The 17,378-nt window shown below is 31.5% G+C and carries 14 protein-coding genes, 1 tRNA gene and 1 other RNA gene; all 16 read left to right on the top strand.

Features of this window, described 5'->3' with window-relative positions:
- The first annotated feature begins 46 nt into the window (after window positions 1–46).
- The 16 genes from COZ07_RS07790 (at window position 47) to COZ07_RS07715 (ending at window position 17,345) form a co-directional block, all read left to right on the top strand.
- A complete protein-coding gene (locus tag COZ07_RS07790; RefSeq protein ID WP_406608003.1) occupies window positions 47–1,018 on the top strand; it encodes an ABC transporter substrate-binding protein in 972 nt (323 codons plus the stop codon).
- Window positions 1,019–1,123: 105 nt separating this feature from the next.
- Window positions 1,124–2,224: an ABC transporter permease gene (locus COZ07_RS07785; protein ID WP_406608002.1), complete on the top strand. Its 1,101-nt coding sequence runs from the start codon at window positions 1,124–1,126 to the stop codon at window positions 2,222–2,224.
- Window positions 2,221–3,297: an ABC transporter permease gene (locus tag COZ07_RS07780; protein ID WP_406608001.1), complete on the top strand. Its 1,077-nt coding sequence runs from the start codon at window positions 2,221–2,223 to the stop codon at window positions 3,295–3,297. The genes COZ07_RS07785 and COZ07_RS07780 overlap by 4 nt, the downstream gene beginning before the upstream one ends.
- Before the next feature lie 10 nt (window positions 3,298–3,307).
- On the top strand, window positions 3,308–4,066 hold the full coding sequence (locus COZ07_RS07775; RefSeq protein WP_406608000.1) for an ATP-binding cassette domain-containing protein: 759 nt from the start codon (window positions 3,308–3,310) through the stop codon (window positions 4,064–4,066).
- A gap of 34 nt (window positions 4,067–4,100) precedes the next feature.
- Window positions 4,101–4,637, top strand: a complete 537-nt coding sequence (locus COZ07_RS07770) for a nucleoside-diphosphate kinase (protein ID WP_406607999.1) — start codon at window positions 4,101–4,103, stop codon at window positions 4,635–4,637.
- 245 nt (window positions 4,638–4,882) lie between these two features.
- Complete coding sequence (locus tag COZ07_RS07765) at window positions 4,883–9,814, top strand: cytidyltransferase (protein WP_406607998.1); 4,932 nt, start codon at window positions 4,883–4,885, stop codon at window positions 9,812–9,814.
- Window positions 9,815–9,975: 161 nt separating this feature from the next.
- Window positions 9,976–11,220, top strand: coding sequence for a lactate/malate family dehydrogenase (locus COZ07_RS07760; RefSeq protein WP_406607997.1), 1,245 nt, complete (start codon window positions 9,976–9,978; stop codon window positions 11,218–11,220).
- 27 nt (window positions 11,221–11,247) lie between these two features.
- Window positions 11,248–12,300 (top strand): flavodoxin family protein, encoded by a 1,053-nt coding sequence (locus COZ07_RS07755; RefSeq protein WP_406607996.1) that lies wholly within the window; start codon window positions 11,248–11,250, stop codon window positions 12,298–12,300.
- Between the two features lie 23 nt (window positions 12,301–12,323).
- Window positions 12,324–13,352 carry a 23S rRNA (adenine(2503)-C(2))-methyltransferase RlmN gene (gene rlmN, locus COZ07_RS07750; RefSeq protein ID WP_406607995.1) on the top strand — a complete coding sequence of 343 codons (1,029 nt, stop codon included), beginning with the start codon at window positions 12,324–12,326 and terminating at the stop codon, window positions 13,350–13,352.
- A gap of 150 nt (window positions 13,353–13,502) precedes the next feature.
- Window positions 13,503–13,578 (top strand) — tRNA-Ile (locus COZ07_RS07745).
- A 173-nt stretch (window positions 13,579–13,751) separates the two neighbouring features.
- Window positions 13,752–14,465, top strand: a complete 714-nt coding sequence (locus tag COZ07_RS07740) for a zinc ribbon domain-containing protein (protein ID WP_406607994.1) — start codon at window positions 13,752–13,754, stop codon at window positions 14,463–14,465.
- A gap of 75 nt (window positions 14,466–14,540) precedes the next feature.
- An RNA gene (rnpB, locus tag COZ07_RS07735) (RNase P RNA component class A) lies at window positions 14,541–14,925 on the top strand.
- 320 nt (window positions 14,926–15,245) lie between these two features.
- Window positions 15,246–15,677 carry a division/cell wall cluster transcriptional repressor MraZ gene (mraZ, locus tag COZ07_RS07730; RefSeq protein ID WP_406607993.1) on the top strand — a complete coding sequence of 144 codons (432 nt, stop codon included), beginning with the start codon at window positions 15,246–15,248 and terminating at the stop codon, window positions 15,675–15,677.
- A gap of 6 nt (window positions 15,678–15,683) precedes the next feature.
- On the top strand, window positions 15,684–16,619 hold the full coding sequence (rsmH, locus tag COZ07_RS07725) for a 16S rRNA (cytosine(1402)-N(4))-methyltransferase RsmH (RefSeq protein WP_406608004.1): 936 nt from the start codon (window positions 15,684–15,686) through the stop codon (window positions 16,617–16,619).
- Between the two features lie 87 nt (window positions 16,620–16,706).
- Entirely contained in the window at window positions 16,707–16,832 is a 126-nt protein-coding gene (locus tag COZ07_RS07720; RefSeq protein ID WP_406607992.1) for a hypothetical protein, read from the top strand.
- 69 nt (window positions 16,833–16,901) lie between these two features.
- A complete protein-coding gene (locus COZ07_RS07715) occupies window positions 16,902–17,345 on the top strand; it encodes a cell division protein FtsL (protein WP_406607991.1) in 444 nt (147 codons plus the stop codon).
- Window positions 17,346–17,378 lie beyond the last annotated feature (33 nt).

Genomic DNA, 17,378 nt, shown 5'->3' with positions numbered 1-17,378 from the left:
TTTAAAATGGAGTAAATTTATTATTATTAAGTTAAGGAGAAAAAAAATGAAAAAGTTTATTATTACTTTACTGTTAATCTGTTTAGGTTTGTCTTTTATTGCTATGGCCGGGGTTGCTAAACAACTGAAATTTGCCTTTATGCCTGGCATTGCTGACCCCTTCTACTTTACCATGGAAAAAGGTGCTAAAGCAAAAGCAGCAGAATTAGGTGTAGAGTTGATTGTGGGAGAATATCCGAAAGCTTGGGGCCCTGAGTACCAGGTACCAATATTAAAAGCCCTGGTCGCTCGAGGAGACATTGATTTACTCTTTACAGCTCCTACTTCTGTAGAGGCCTTAATCCCGGTTCTGAAAGAAATTTCTGATAGTGGTATTCCAGTTATTACTGTCGATACCTATATCGGTGACGGGGATTATACCAAACCAAGTAATTATAATTTCCCTCTTGCTTTTATTGGGACAGATAATTTCTTGGGTGGAGAGGTAGTTGCTGGTCAATTAGCCCTATTACTTGGTGGAAAAGGAAAAGTATTTTTAGAAAATACTAATCCGGATGTATCCAGTGTAATGGGTAGAGAATTGGGTTTTAGAGCGGGATTAAAAATATTCCCCGACATGGAGTTAGTAGGAGTAGAATATTGCCTTGATATTCAGGAAACTGCTGTTGCTCAAGTGGGTGCTGCCTTACAGAAAAATCCTGATTTAGCTGGAGTATTTGGAGTTAACGTATTTAGTGCTCAAGGTGCCTACCAGGCTGTGGTTAGTGCTGGATTGGGAGGTGCGGTTAAAATTGCCACCTGGGATGCAACGGAAACCTTAATTGAAGCTTTAAAAAGAAAAGAGTTGAATTTAATTTTAGCTCAGATGCCTGCAGAGATTGGATCTTTAGCTGTAGAGTGGGGTTTCAAACACCTTACCGAAGGGGCAGAAATTCCTAAGAAAGTAATTCCCGGGTTTTTTGTTTTCACTCAAGAAAATGTTAATGATCCTGAAGCACAGCAATATATTTACAAATAACTTTCTTCAAAAACTTGAATATTTTAGCATAAACTAAATAGTGACAGGGAGTATTTTACTCCCTGTCGTATTATTCTATATCCTAAATACTAAAAAGGTATTTTTATGACTGAGCTAAATAATAGTTTTTCGATAAATTCAGAAAAATTCGGTAAAAATAATGTAATTAATATTTTGGGTAGAAACTGGGCTCTTATCTTTCTTATTTTTATGTTAATCCTATTCAGTTTTTTAGGAAAAAATTTTTTTACTCTGAATAATTTTAATAATATTGTTTTAGGAGTAAGTTCTCTTCTTTTATTAGCCAGTGGAGAGGCCTTTGTGATTATTAGTGGAGGTATTGATCTTTCCATTGGTTTTGTTATGGGTTTTGTCTGTGTAACTACAGCTATTATTATGCGAGATTTAAATGCAGCAGGTTATTCACCATTTATTTCTATATTAACTGGTTCATTGGTCGGACTTTTATTAGGGCTTATTCCAGGAATGGTTAATGGATTTCTGGTGGCTAAATTAAGAGTACCGCCCTTTATTGCTACCCTTGGTATGTGGGGAATTACTAACGGCTTAGCCTGGAGACTTTGCGAAGGATTTCCTATTGGTTTTATACCTTTACAAGTACGAGACATTGGTAATGCGTATATTGCATATTTTTCTCCTAAAAAGGGTTTTTCCTTTTTTGTAAAACCTGAGCTGACTGAAAGGAAAGACATATTAAGCTTATTAAAAATTATCCCCATACCCATTTTATTAATAACCCTTATCCTGGTTATATTTGCTTTTATTCTATCCCGAACTAAATTCGGACAGCATACCTATGTTATTGGCGGAAAAGTGGATGCTGCTAGAAGAGCAGGGATTAATGTTCCCCTGCATTTGATTAAGATTTATATTATATCTTCATTTTTTGCAGCAACTGCCGGTGTATTATTAGTTTTTAAATTAAATATGGGTGTTCATACTCAATATACTTCTAGTTATGAACTTTTTGCAATTGCAGCAGTGGTTATAGGGGGAGCAAGTCTTACCGGTGGTAAAGGGACAGTCTGGGGTACTGTCATTGGTGTATTATTAATCGGGATTTTAGACAATGGTTTAATGATGATGGGATTGCCTATTTTTTATCGATATATTGCCACTGGATGTATTTTAATTATTGCCGTTTTAATTGATCAGTTCTTCCCAGAGTTGGTGTACAAAGAATGATAAATTACCATAAACCAAAAAAAATAGGGATTAGTATTCTCAGAAGGTGGACTCTAATCTTTCTACTGGGTGAAATTCTATTTTTTGGCCTGGTAGGAACGAATTATATTAGCTTAAATAATTTACAAGATATTCTTGTTGCTTCAACCACGGTTCTTTTATTAGCTACTGGAGAAACTTTTGTTATAATTACCGGAGGAATCGACTTATCTGTCGGATTTATGGTTGGTTTTAGCTCAGTGATATGCGCAAAAGTGATGGTTAATTTAGAAACGGCGGGGTTTTCTCAGGTTGCAGCAATTAGTATAGGTGTATTAGCTGCCCTTTTGTTAGGACTAATTCCTGGATTTATTAATGGTTTTTTGGTAGCAAAATTAAGAGTTCCTTCCTTTATTGCCACTTTTGGTATGTATGGTATTGCTTATGGATTTGCTGAGATTATCTGTAATAATGTACCGGTTCATAATTTGCCTTCCTCTTTGGGAACTTTAGGTCATGGTTATTTATTTTATTGGTTACCGGGGAAGATTTTTAGCTTTCTAAATAAACCCGGAAACCTCACCAGAGATGAACTAAAGCATTTAATAGTAATTATTCCTAATGTAGTAGTCATTACTTTTATATTTATTGCTATTTTTGCCTTTATTCTGGCTAAAACTAAATTTGGGCAGCATACCTATGCCATTGGGGGGAATATTAATGCAGCGGAAAGGGCAGGAGTTAATGTAAAAACCCATTTAATTAAAGTTTATATGATTTCTTCATTTTTTGCTTCTCTTGCTGGGGTTATGTATGTATTGCAATATATTACTGGTAGGGCACCAGCAGGTAGTGCTCGTTTATTAGATGCCATAACCGCAGTAGTAATTGGTGGAGCTAGCCTATACGGTGGCAAAGGAACAATAATAGGTACGGTTATTGGTGCTTTGATCATTAGTGTATTAGAGATAGGCTTAGTTAACCTAAGTATTCCTACTTATAATTTATATATTGCCGTTGCTTGTATACTTATCTTTGCGGTGTTAATTGATCAGTTTTCACCTGAATTAATACAAAAAGAAGAGGAGATTTAATAAGGAGGTTATGATGGAACCTTTATTGGAAGTAAAAAATATTACCAAAAAATTTGGTGGTTTAACTGCAGTTGATAATGTCAGTATGCAGATATTTCCTGGAGAAGTTATTGGTATTTTGGGCGATAATGGGGCAGGTAAATCTACTTTAATTAAAGTAATCTCTGGTGTATATCATGCTGAAGCAGGTCAGATATTTTATGAAGGCCGAAGGATAAAAATTAGCAATCCAACGGAAGCATTAAAAATCGGGATAGAAACTATCTATCAAGATTTAGCTTTGGCTGAAAATATGAACGTTTATTCTAACATCTTTTTAGGTCGAGAAAAATTAAAGAAATTTTTGGGTTTAGTAGACGTGCTGGATCATGATTATATGCATAGCGAATCCAAAAAAGTATTAAATCGCTTAGATATCAACATTCCTTCTTTAAAAAATAAGATTAGTACACTTTCTGGAGGAGAACGGCAGGCGGTAGCTATCTCCCGCTCTATTTACTGGAATGCAAAGTTATTGATTATGGATGAACCTACCGCAGCTTTGGGAGTGGCAGAGCAGAAAAAAGTATTAAATTTGGTAAAGACTTTGAGCTCTCAAGGGGTTTCTATCTTTATTATTAGCCATCAGATCCATGATGTATTTTCAGTGGCTACAAGATTGTTAATCATGCGACGAGGTAAGAAAGTAGCAGAAAGGATTACAAAAAAGACCAGTGCTGATGAAGTAGTTGGTTTAATTGTAGGTTCCATACTCGGGGAATATAATTAAAAGATAAGGGAAGGAAATAGAGGTGCATTAAGGAATGGAAAGAACCTTAGTTTTAATAAAACCAGATGCATTTAAAAGAGGCCTGGTGGGAGAAATTATTTCCAGATTTGAAAGGGTAGGGTTAACCTTAGAAGGAATGAAAATATTAAATGCTACTATCGAAATGGTCGAAAAGCACTATCCTGATGATAAAAATTGGATTAGATCTGTGGGTAAGAAGACTATAGATACTTATGAAAAATATAATTTAAATATTATAGAGGATTTAGGTACCAATGATGCCTTAAAAATTGGTCAACTAGTTAGAAAATGGTTAATTCAACATTTAACTTCCGGACCGGTATTGGTTCTTATTTTAAGTGGGAATCATGCTGTGGAAATGGTAAGAAAAATAGTAGGGAATACAGTTCCTCTTTTTGCGGAATTAGGAACCATAAGAGGTGATTTTTCAATAGATTCACCTGACCTTTCTGCTCGAGAAAAAAGAGTTTTACAAAATTTGGTTCACGCTTCGGAAACAGTCGAGGAGGCAAAGAGAGAAATCTCTCTTTGGTTTGCTAATTATAGTTAGTAGAGATATCAATTAGAATATATTCAACACATTTTTAAATGGATCTAACCTTAGGGGAGGGGTACGAATTATCGTACCCCTTTTATCTTTTAGACCAAAAGTCTTTATCAAACCGAATTGGAAATGATTTTTATTTTAAAATACCGATTTAATTGTAACTTTTCGCAGTTTTCAGTTATAATAAAGGTTAAAGAAAATAATATTTATTCTAAATTATATTAATTTTAACCGGATGGTCTTTTAAAGTGGACAAAATTAGCACTAAAAAAATATATAAAAAAATATTTAAAAGGATTTTAACTTCAGATATTTTAGGTAATATTTCTTTAGAGAAAGGGCTGGTTAAAAAATATATTGAAAGCCCCTTATTTTTAAAAAAATTATCATCCCTAATAGAAAAAAAAGACTATAGTTGTAAAGCAGTATATTCTTTAGGTCAGGATATCCTGGTAGGTATAGATAAAAAACATAACCCTAATAATTGGCTTTATCAAGTATACCAATTTACCCTATCTCAATCTTTTCCTGAAGCAGTAGGACTATTTAATAAATATATCTCGGATAATTGCCAAAAAAGTTTCTGGCTCTATTTAAAATTATTAAGAGTGATTTCAGAGTTTCAAAAGTCATCTGATGATTCTACTTTTCAAAGTAAATACCCCCTTAATTTTTTAACTTCTGAAGAAAAAAGTAAATTAGAAAATCCTATCGAATACAAAAGGTTTCTAAAAGCATTTAATTCCGAATATATTTATGAGATGATGAAATTAAGCCAGGAAGTCTTAAAATATAATACCCTTGACCATATTTGTGGAGTTAATTGGATGGCTTTATTTATAGGTAGACAATTATATGATTTGGGTCTTCCGGTTAATTTGGATAGGGTTTCGGGAGCAGCAGTAGGGCATGATATAGGAAAATACGGATGTAAAGGCATAGAGGCGGAAAGGACTCCCTATTTACATTATTATTATACCGATAGGTGGTTTAAAAAACATAATATCTCTTATATTGGGCATATTGCAGTTAATCATTCTGTTTGGGATTTAGAATTAGAAAATTTACCTTTAGAATCTCTTATTTTAATTTATTCCGATTTTCGGGTAAAAAATGTAGATAATGATCCCAAAAAGGAAATAAGTATCTTTAGTCTTAAAGATTCTTTTCAGATAATTTTAAACAAACTGGACAATGTCAATGAGGAAAAAAGAAAAAGATATTATCGGGTATATGCGAAATTAAAAGATTTTGAAGATTATATCATAAATTTAGGAGTAAAGGTAAGTTTAGAAAATAAAAAAATATATCCGGGTAAAAAAGATAAAAAACCATATTATTCTCTGCTGCATAATCAGGAAGTTATTCAAAGCATAAAATTTCTTTCCATAGAACACAATATAAATTTAATGTATGAACTCCGAGATGAATCTTCTCTTAATTCTCTATTAGAATTAGCCCGAAGCGAAAAAAACTGGAATAATCTACGAGAATATTTACAAATATTTGAAGAATATTCAACTTACTTAACTCAAAAACAGAAGATGATTACTTTGAGGTATTTATACGAACAATTAACTCATCCGGAAGATGAAATAAGAAGAAGAAGTTCAAAACTTATTGGTATATTAATTGCCACTTTTGACGAAGATTACCGCAAAGAAATTCCTTATAAAGTTAGCCTTAAACCCCCAGCTATTACCAGCTTTGATTTGTTGGATAGATATTTAAAATATTTTTTACGACCAGATCATAAAAAACTTCCTCTTCAGCAAGTTCGAATTATTAATAGCACTGATAATATGATTTTATCTTTCTTTTCTAATTGTCGTAAAAATCAGCTAAACAATTATCGAAAAATTATTTTAAAACATTATAAAAAAGACTTATATCTCAATGAAGACATTCAATTATCTTTAATAAAAACCGCCCAGTATATACCTATATCCTCAGATGAAGAATCTTTAAAGGTATTATTTGATTATATTTTAAAAATGTTAAAGAAAAAAGACCATAATCTTAGACTTACTGCCTTGGAAGTGGTAAATAATTTAATATCTCAGCTGGATAAAAAATCTAAATTCCTAAGTAGCTTAAGGAAAATATTTAGTCACAATATATCTTCTTCTGTACTTCCGGCTGAAAATTATTTAAATATAAAGATAGTTAAATTATTAGGTCTGAACAAAACTATGGTAGAAAAGTATACTGAATTTTATCGAAGAGATATGGAAAAGATTCAGTATATATTTTTAAGTAATCTTAAAACTTCAACTAGTTGGATAATTAAAAAGATTCAGATAGAACTTTTATCAGAACATACTTTAAATACTAAACAAGAGGAAATTTATACTGCTTTACATTTTTGTAACATCTTGAAAGTTAGTGGAATTGAAGATATTAGAAATTTAGCTGGGAAGACCTTAGTAAATTTAATGCCCGGTTTATCATTTGAGCAACGAAATGATATTGCTATTGAACTATTACGGGCTTTAGAGATGGAAGACTATCAGTTTACTAAATATATTCCTTATTATTTAGGTCAGCTAATACTATATCTTCCACCTAATGAATTAGAGGAACTCACTGATGATTTAATAGAAAAGATCAAACAATCAGACCCTAAATTAAGCTCATTATTGCTTAGAACTATTGGTATAACTATTGCTAATTATCCTCAATACCGTAAAAGATTTTCAGAAAAAGAAAAATCTTACGAAAATAGACTTGGTAAAATAATTGGTATTCTTCTAAACGGCTTGGTGCATTATAATTTACAAGTCAAACAAGCTGCATTTAGAGTTATTGGTAGGGAAATATTTGGTTCAAAACATCTCAGTTTAGAAGAAAAGAACCATATATTTCAGCTTATTGCTAAAAAAATTCTTACTCTATTGACTCCCGTAAATAGAGAAAACTTGATGTTTTTAATAAATTGTACCGGACTTAATTATATCTATAAATTTATCTCTGATTATAATTTCTGTAAAGGTAGTATAAACCTTAAAGCTCCGGTTAGGATAGCCTTCTTTCCCGGGGCTTTTGACCCGTTTTCTCTAAGCCATAAAGAGATAGTAAAAGCAATAGAAGCCCTTGGTTTTGAAATATATTTAGCCGTTGATGAGTTTTCTTGGTCTAAAAGGACTCAACCCCATCTCTTTAGAAAGAATATAATAAATATTTCTATTGCCGATGAACTTAATGTCTACTTATTTCCTGAAGATTTACCTATTAATATTGCTAATCCCCACGACTTAAAGATTTTAAGGGAAAATTTTCCCCTTTCTGAGGTTTATATTGTAGTAGGCACTGATGTCATCTTAAATGCTTCGGCTTATCAGAAGAATAGAACCGAAAATTCTGTACACACTTTTCCTCATATTGTTTTCGATAGAAGGACCTTACCTTCTGCTAACCATAAAGAAGAAAAAATATTTCAAAAGTCTATTGAAAAAATGGAAAAAGAGGTTATACATCTTAATCTCACTTCTCACTATGAAGAGATAAGTTCAAGTCAAATAAGAACCAATATCGATGAAAATAGAGACATTTTTAAACTTATTGATCCTTTAGCCCAGAAATATATTTACGAAAATAGTTTATATCAGAGAGAACCTCAATATAAAAGGGTGATTCAGACTATCTCTATCGAGGTGCAGATAATTGAAGGTGAAAGTATCACCGCAGATTTAATAGAAAAACTTGGCCAGAAGATATTTTCTCAATACCATCAGAACGATATATCTAAAAAGTTCAATGAGTTTACCCATAAATTGAATCCAAGGATTTTGCTTTTACGTGATGTTGATCATAATGGAATGATATTAGGTTTTTCAGTTTTTCATTGGGTTCGTTCGAGTATTCTTTTCCAGGAATTTAGTAATAACTTGATATCGGAATATATCCGAGAAAATACCTTTGGTCATACCATAGTTATTGATGGTATTTTTACCATAACTGATGCAGAGAATAGATCAGAACTTGAAAATCTTGAGCAGGTTATCCTTGCCGAAACCCTTTCTTTTTGCATAGAGAAAGACTACAATTATGCAATTTTCAGGAATATATTAAATAATTATCCTTCCACTTCTTTAAACGAGAACTTAGAACTTATGGGATTTTATCGTTTACCTTTTAGTGAGAAAGATAATCCGGTATTTGTAGTGAATATGAGCAAACCTTGTATCATCAATCTGGATACAGAGACTATTATAAAAGAACCTTTCGGGCAAAATCTAAATATTAAGAAATCAGTTATTATCTCACGGAAGAAATTACTAAAATCATTAACTACCTTTTATCCTGGGAATATTGTTCTACCCTTTAATATAAATTTAATCAATCAGACTATTGTAAAAAAAATCTGTAAGCTAAATAATGTTCCGACCACTCCTTTAGCTTCTCGAATTCTTGGTAAGTCAATGTGTGTACCTTTTGGTAAGATACTACATAAAATGGTGGTTCCTAATACGGTAACGAAATCTCTCCATACTGAAAAAATATTTGCCCCCAATATGAAAAGTTTTGAGATCGACGCCTTTTCTAACTATATGAGTCTGGAAAATCAGGTTAAGATGATTCATTCATTTGATAGGCCGGTAATCCTTATCGATGATTATTTACACAAAGGCTATAGAATAAAAACTCTGGAACCTCTGTTTAAAAAATATAATATCAAAGTTAAAAAAATAATTGTAGGAGCACTGTCCGGAAGTGGGAAAGAAATAGCTACTATATTAAATAGAGATGTTGATTGGGCTTATTTTATTCCTAATCTCAGCTTATGGTTTAACGAAAGTGAATTGTATCCTTTTATCGGTGGAGATGCCTTGGAAAGAAAAATTAGGTCTCAAGGGAATCTGGTTAGGTCCATCAATTGGATATTGCCTTATACCTTTCCTTCATTTATTAAAAATATCTCTGGAAAAACTATTTATAATTTCTCCGAAGTTTGTATTGAAAATTCTTTAACTATATTAGAGGCTCTAGAAAATGAATATCAAGTAATGCAACAAAGAAAATTAACTCTTGACCATTTAGGAGAGGTAATTATTTATCCTCGATATCCTGACCAGGGAGAAGATATGGATTATAATTTAAATCTTAGTCCTTCTCATTATTTAAGGAATGACCTTGAACTTTTAAGGCGAACCAGAGGAATGGCAGACAGGGAAAGGTAAAGCGGGAAGAAGACAGTATATAGTATCGAGTAGGGGTTCGATTCATCGAACCCGTTTTGGGGCGGATAAATCCGCCCCCTACAGGATAAATGTGAAAATACATAATTTTTGTTTCCTCTCCTCTGGAGGGAGAGGATTAGGGTGAGGGGGAAAAATTAAAGATGTTCTTTTATAAACTAAAAGATAAAATACTAATTTCCCAGTCAAAATACCAGGAACTAGATGAGATATCAGAAGATCAGGCCAGAGAGAATAAAGGCATAATTTATGTGCTGAATCAGATAAACCCTTTAAAATCAAGAAGAAGTTTTAGTATTACCGATCCCTCTCTTATATTTTTAAAAGGAGAGAATATCCATTTATTACAGAAACCAAAAAAGGTTAATTATAATTTGCCTAAATGGATTAAAGAAAGAATAAAAGCCAAAAGAGTGAGTTTACTTAATACCGAATATCCTAATTGGCAAGATGTATTAAATTATGAAGTTCCTTTACGTTGGAAAGTTAATATTGTAGGGTTGGGTGATGTAGGAGGAGTCCTCCTTACTGGTTTGAGATTATTAGGAGGAAGATATATTAAATCTATTGGAATATATGATAAAAATATAAATATTATAAAAAGATGGGAATTAGAAGCAAATCAGATATTTAATCCATTTACCACTCAAAAATATCCAGAAGTTTATGTTTTAAATGAAGAGGAGATTTTCAATGGTGATATGTTGGTATTTTGTGCTACCATAAGGGTGCCTGCTTTGGGAGAAGAACAAGAAGATGTGAGAATGAGACAATTTAAAGAAAATTCTAAGCTAATTTCTGATTATGCCCGAAAAGCTCGGGAAAAGTCGTTTAAAGGAATATTTGCAGTAATATCAGACCCGGTAGATTTATTGTGTAAAGCTACCTTCTTAGCCAGCAATAAAAATAAAAGTGGAAAATTTGATTTTCAAGGATTAGCAGCAGAGCAGATAAGGGGATATGGATTAGGGGTAATGTTTGCTCGAGCAGTATATTACTCTAAACAAAATTCTAAAACTAATAAATATGATCAGGAAGGTAGAGCATTTGGCCCTCATGGTAAAGGCTTAATAATTGCCAACAGTATAAAAAAATATGATGAAAGACTATCGGAGCTGCTTACCGATCAGGCCTTAAAAGCGAATTTAGAAATAAGAAGGATCGGTTTTAAACCTTATGTAGCTCCTGCCTTATCCTCGGGGAGTCTTCCAATTATTGCCACCATCAGTGGTAAGTGGCAATATAGTGCCACCTTTATAGGGGGAGTATTTATGGGAGCGAAAAATAGATTGCATAGATCAGGAACTGAAATTGAAAGATTAGATCTTCCTACTATTTTAGTAGAAAAAATTAAAGCAAGTTATAAAGAGCTGGGCAATATTTTATGAAAAATTCTAAATAGAGGAAATCATTTTATGGAAACTATTTATTTGATTATACCTGGGACAATATCAAATAGTTTTGCTGATATTATCAAAATGGCTACTAAAAATTATCCCTCAGTGATTATCAAAACTATTAAGGACATTCCTGCTGATCTAAGAAATAAAAAGATAATATTTGCTATAGAATTAGATAAGTGTGGATTTAATATTTCTTTATTTGAAATAATTTTAAGATTAAGAGGAAGGGGTAATGATTCTCTTTTAGGTTCAAGGGCAGTAATGATAATCCAGAGTCCCAATGAACTGTTTACTAAAAATATGGCTCAAAAGATAATTTTTTTAGCTAATCAGATGGGATGTAGATTCCCGGGGAATCCAATTGTAGAAGCTACCCGCAATCTTAATAATTTTTTTACCTGGCAAAAGACTTTTGATCTATCTCTTGCCGAGATTTATCAAAAACAATCCAAGGAATTAGTAAGTAAATTAATGATGGAGAATCTAATCTTGATTGATACCCCAAAGATATTAATCCTTCATTCCAGTTCATTTAAGACTTCTAATACTCTTATGCTCTGGGAAATGGTTAAGGATAATCTTACTAGAGGGAATTTAAGAGAACTACATCTAGAAAACGGAACTATTGTAGATTGTAGAGGATGTCTTTATAAGACCTGTATCCATTATAGTGAGGGAAAAAGCTGCTTTTATGGAGGAGTAATTGTAAATGAAATTCTTCCCGCCATAGAAGATGCTGATGGTATAATCTGGTTATGTCCTAATTATAATGATGCTATCTCAGCAAAGCTTATGGCAGTAATAAATAGAATGACGGTACTCTATAAGAGAGTAAAATTTTGGGATAAAACTCTATTTTCTATTATTGTTTCTGGAAACTCAGGAAGTGATTGTGTAGCTGAACAGTTATTAGGGGCCTTAAATATTAACAAGGGGTTTAGACTACCCCCTTATTTTGCCTTAATGGCTACCGCTAATGATCCTGGTGCAATAAAGAAAGTTCAAGGAATAGAAAAAAGAGCAAAGGAATTTGCTGAAAATATAATAAAAGAAATTAAAAAATAAAAGAAAATAGATGGTTTAATAGGATGCAGAATAAAGATATTAAAAATTTTACTTTAGATGAATTAGAAGAAGAATTTAAACCTTTAGGAGAAAGAAAATATAGAGCTACTCAATTATTTTATTGGCTTTATAAAAAAAATGTGGAAAATTTCACAGATATGTCCAATCTACCTATAACATTTAAAAATTTTCTTCAGGATAACTTTCATCTAAGTAATATAAAGTTAGTGAAGTTTACAAAATCGAAAGATCAAACCGAAAAATATTTATTTCAATTAGAAGATGGGAGTTTAATAGAAAGTGTGCTTATATTTTTCCATAAGAGATTGACTGAATGTATATCATCTCAAATTGGTTGTAAATATAACTGCTTGTTTTGTGAAAGTGGTAAAAAAGGTTTGGTTAGAAACCTTTCCATTAGTGAAATTTTAAATCAAGTTTTATTTGTAAAGAGAAAGATAAAGTCTAATCCCCACAATATTGTATTTATGGGAATCGGAGAGCCTTTAGATAATTATGATAATGTTATAAAAGCCATTGATATATTAAATTCTAAGGATGCTTTTAATATGGGAGCAAGAAAAATTACTATTTCTACTTGCGGGATAATACCAGCTATAAAAAGATTACAAGAGCGTAATTGGCAGATAGAATTATCTGTTTCTCTCCATGCCCCGGAGAATAAATTAAGATCTTATCTAATGCCAGTAAATAATAAGTATCCTTTATATGATTTGATAGAAGCTTGTAAGAATTATACCAAAAAAACAAAAAGACAGGTTACTTTTGAATATATTTTAATTAAAGGAGTGAATGATTCGCTGCATTATGCTGATAAATTAGCTAAATTAATTATTGGATTTAATTCTAAAGTAAACTTAATAACTTTTAATCCTGTTCCTCATTCTTCGCTTCAACCATCTGAGGTTATTCAGGTTAAGAACTTTAAAGATAAATTAATGGCCAGTGGAATCCCCACTACCATAAGACAATCAAGGGGTAGTGATATATACGCTGCTTGTGGACAGCTAAAGAGCCTGCATCTAAAATAAGTGCAAAAATATTAATTATTCTATTGCCTAAAGTATTTTTTCTAGAGTTTTTTCTTTCTATTTACTCGATACGCAATACGCAATACGAAAATATTCTTGACTTTATAAGTATATTTGGTATACTTTTAACGAAGATAATTATTAGAAAACGGGCCCATAGCTCAGTTGGTAGAGCAACCGGCTCATAACCGGTCGGTCCCTGGTTCGAGTCCAGGTGGGCCCACCAAAAAACTAATATATTTTTATTAGTAGCAAACCAAGGTAGTAAAAAATTTTATGAAGAAATTTAAAATTGATAAAAGATTAGAGTTTTTAAAAAACCTTACTTCTTATATGTAGAAAGTAAGGTTTTTTTATTTTAAAGTACTCTATTGATCTGAAGAGGGGAGGAATAGTTAATTGATAGAGCAATTTGATATTCTATTAGAATTACAAAAAATAGATAATGATATAAATGAAGAAGAGAAAAAGAAAAGAGAGTTGCCCTCGAGAATAGAAATAATTAATAAAGAAATTCAAGAATTAAAAAATGATCTAAAGAATAAACATGAAAATTATAAAGAATTGCAGCTTAAGTTGAAAAGAAAAGAATTAGATTTATCTGAAAAATCTAACAAGATTAAAAAACATCAGGAAGATTTATACGGAGGTAAGATATCTGATATCAAAGAACTTAAACAATTACAAAGGGTAATAGCTAATTATGAAGAAGAAAAAAATAATATTGAGAACGAACTTTTAAATTTAATGGAAGAAATAGAAGAACTTAATAAATTAGTTAATAAACTTGAGGAAGATTTAAAAGAGAAAGAAAAGTATTTACAAAAGCGTCAACAGGAAATGGAATTATTAGCGGCCAGAATAGAAGAGAGTATGAATTCTTTAAACCTTAAAAGAAAAGAAAGGTTAATTAAATTAACCGATAACCGTCTTCTGAAAGAATATGAACTATTAAAAAAAGAAAAAGGTGGGAAAGCCATTGTCACGGTTAATAGTTCTATATGCCCAGGTTGCTCTCTCGATCTTCCCAGTGATATCATTTATCAATTGAAAAAAGGTCAAATACTAATAACTTGCCCTAATTGTAACCGAATTTTGGTTTGGAAAGGGTAATTCAAGTTAATTGACTTCTTAAAAATAAAATGGTATTTTAAAATAGAAAAAAGAGAATAGTTGATAAATAGTTGATAAGTAGGTCAGGTAATCGCGGAAGAAAAATATTTTCTTCCGAGGAAAGTCCGAGCTCCATAGGGCAGAGTGCTGGGTAATCCCCAGTGAGGGTAACCTCGAGGAAAGTGCTACAGAAAATACACAGCCTAACACTTAAATCTGATACCAGACTTGAGTGTAGGGTAAAGGTGAAAAGGCAGGGTAAGAGCCTACCAGTTGTTAGGTGACTAACAAGCTTAGCAAACCCCACTTGGAGAAAGACCAAATAGGAAGAGGTGTAGCGGCCCGCTTTAATCTTCGGGTAGGTCGCTAGAGATGTAAGGTAACTTACATCCAAGATAGATGATTACCGCCCTTATAATTTAATAAGGGAACAAAACTCGGCTTATGATCTACTTATCAGAATAGAGTAAAAAAAGAGATATAGGAATAGAAAATAATATCCTATATCTCTTTTTTTATTTATTCTTTTTCTTCGAATACTCTCCATAAGTAAATCAATTTTTATAAATAATCCATCTGTCCTACCTAATCCAAAATAATAATTAAAATACTGCTTTCTTTTATGGTTAGAAAAACAAGTTAAAACCGTCGAATTTTCCATATTTTAAAAAAAAATAAAATATTTTTTCAAAAAAAGAGGATTTTTTAAAAAAATGTAGTATACTATAAATAATGGAGTGAAGTGGAGTGAAGTGGAGGATTTAATCTAAAGGAGCATTTATGTTTTTAGGACAATATGAACATACCATTGATGAGAAAGGGCGGTTAATTGTACCGGCAAAATATCGTGAACCTTTAGGTGATAATTTTATTATTACCTATGGTCTTGATGTTTGTCTTTTTGTGTACTCTCTTGAAGAATGGAAAACTCTTGCTGAGAAATTAAAGTCACTTCCCTTGGGACAAAGAGATGCACGAGCATTTAAGAGGATACTATTTTCTCGAGCTACTAATTGTACCATAGATAGTCAAGGTAGAGTAATTATTATGAAATATTTAAGAGAATATGCTCGGATTGATAAAGAAGTTATGATTATTGGGGTGTCAGATAGGATAGAAATCTGGAGTAAAGATATATGGCAAAAATATTTTGATAAGATTGAAGATTCATATGAAGATATTGCGGAAAGGGTATATGAAAAAGAAGAATAATCTATGGTGAATTCTTTTCATAGTCCAGTACTAATAAAAGAAGTTATATATTATTTAAATTGCAAAAAAGAGGGTATTTATATTGATTGTACTTTAGGAGGCGGAGGACATGCTGAATCAATTTTAGAAAAAATATACCCTGATGGTTTGTTGATTGGTATTGATCAGGACATAGAGGCAATCGAAGCAGCAAGTAGAAAATTAAAAAATTATCTGGATAGAGTGAAATTAGTGAAAGATAATTTTAATAATTTAGAAAAGATTTTAAATAACTTAAAAATTAAAAAAGTTAGCGGAATATTTTTTGATTTAGGAGTTTCCTCTCACCAATTAGCAGAAAAGGAGCGGGGATTTAGCTTTAAAGAAGACAGTTATTTAGATATGCGGATGGATTTAACCCAAAAATTTAATGCTGATATTCTGGTTAATAGTTATTCAGAAAAAGATCTGATAGAAATATTCCAGAGATATGGAGAAGAAAGATTTTCTAAAAGAATTGCCCATTTAATAGTCCTAAAGAGGCAAAATAATCCTATAACTACTACCAAACAATTAGCTGATTTGGTGATAAGGGCTCTTCCTAAAACTAAAAAAAAGAGTTGGTGGAGAATTCATCCCGCCACTCGAATTTTTCAGGCGATCAGAATAGAGGTAAATCGAGAACTCGAGTTCTTAGAAAAGGGGTTATATCAAGCTATCCAAGTTTTAGATGATCAAGGAAGGGTAGGTGTTATTTCCTACCATTCTTTAGAGGATAGGATAGTTAAAAATATATTTAAAAAAGCGGAGAAAGAAGGAATAGGACAAAAGGGGTATAACTTAAAAATTATTACTAAAAAACCAATTAGGCCTTCTTTAGAGGAAATAAAGGGAAATCCTAAAGCGAGAAGCGCTAAATTAAGAGTGGCAGAAAAGATAATATCTAATACTATAAATATATAAATAAAATTATCTTTAAAAGGTTTGATTAAGGATTGTAATATGCATATTTCAAAAGGTAAAATCTTAATTTTTAAGGAGGGATAATAGATGACTGATTTAGAAAAATTTAATTTACTGCCTTACTTGCAAAGAAAACTTGACGAATGGTGGAATGGTCTTACGGAAATTGAAAAAAAAACTGTAAAAGATAAAATTAAAGAAGTTTTGGTTTAATTTTTATAATAAAATTGACGATTTAATTTCCTGGTAATAAAAAATTTCGATGAAAAGTGGCGATAAAAAGTGAGAAGTAGTAATAATATTATAATTAGTAGTAATTGTGAATATAAAAATATGTTGGCTATTTATGGATCATTTTTATTTTTAGTATTTTTTATCACTTCCATAATTATTTTTTATATCTCGAATAATATTATATTAACAGAATTAGGATATAAATTAATAGAGTTAGAAAATACTAAGGTAATGTTAGAAGAACAGAATAGGAAGCTTGACTTAAATGTAGAGACTCTTTCTGCACTTGATAGAATTGAAGGAGTTGCTTCTAACCATTTAGGGATGATTAGACCAAAAGAAGTTAAATATATTGTTTTAAACCCTACTCCTCAGGTTAGTTCTCGAGAAGATATTGGAGTAAGCAGTAATAATTATGAAAAAGAAAAGTACTTTTGGGCTAGTCTTAACCTAAATAAATTAGACGACTTGATTTTAGGGCTATTAAAATAATAATACTATAGTTGTAAAAATATATGCAAAAAA

The sequence above is a fragment of the Candidatus Infernicultor aquiphilus genome, assembly GCF_002784285.1.
Taxonomy (GTDB): Bacteria; Atribacterota; Phoenicimicrobiia; order Phoenicimicrobiales; family Phoenicimicrobiaceae; genus Infernicultor; species Infernicultor aquiphilus.
This window is presented reverse-complemented; position numbering and strand designations above follow the sequence as displayed.

What these genes read in the sequence shown, in the direction of transcription:
- rlmN (WP_406607995.1), top strand. Translation starts at nt 12,324, where the DNA reads ATGCAGAATAAAGATATTAAAAATTTTACTTTAGATGAATTAGAAGAA.
- COZ07_RS07770 (WP_406607999.1), top strand. Translation starts at nt 4,101, where the DNA reads ATGGAAAGAACCTTAGTTTTAATAAAACCAGATGCATTTAAAAGAGGC.
- mraZ (WP_406607993.1), top strand. Translation starts at nt 15,246, where the DNA reads ATGTTTTTAGGACAATATGAACATACCATTGATGAGAAAGGGCGGTTA.
- COZ07_RS07775 (WP_406608000.1), top strand. Translation starts at nt 3,308, where the DNA reads ATGATGGAACCTTTATTGGAAGTAAAAAATATTACCAAAAAATTTGGT.
- COZ07_RS07720 (WP_406607992.1), top strand. Translation starts at nt 16,707, where the DNA reads ATGACTGATTTAGAAAAATTTAATTTACTGCCTTACTTGCAAAGAAAA.
- COZ07_RS07785 (WP_406608002.1), top strand. Translation starts at nt 1,124, where the DNA reads ATGACTGAGCTAAATAATAGTTTTTCGATAAATTCAGAAAAATTCGGT.
- COZ07_RS07760 (WP_406607997.1), top strand. Translation starts at nt 9,976, where the DNA reads ATGTTCTTTTATAAACTAAAAGATAAAATACTAATTTCCCAGTCAAAA.
- COZ07_RS07790 (WP_406608003.1), top strand. Translation starts at nt 47, where the DNA reads ATGAAAAAGTTTATTATTACTTTACTGTTAATCTGTTTAGGTTTGTCT.
- COZ07_RS07780 (WP_406608001.1), top strand. Translation starts at nt 2,221, where the DNA reads ATGATAAATTACCATAAACCAAAAAAAATAGGGATTAGTATTCTCAGA.
- COZ07_RS07755 (WP_406607996.1), top strand. Translation starts at nt 11,248, where the DNA reads ATGGAAACTATTTATTTGATTATACCTGGGACAATATCAAATAGTTTT.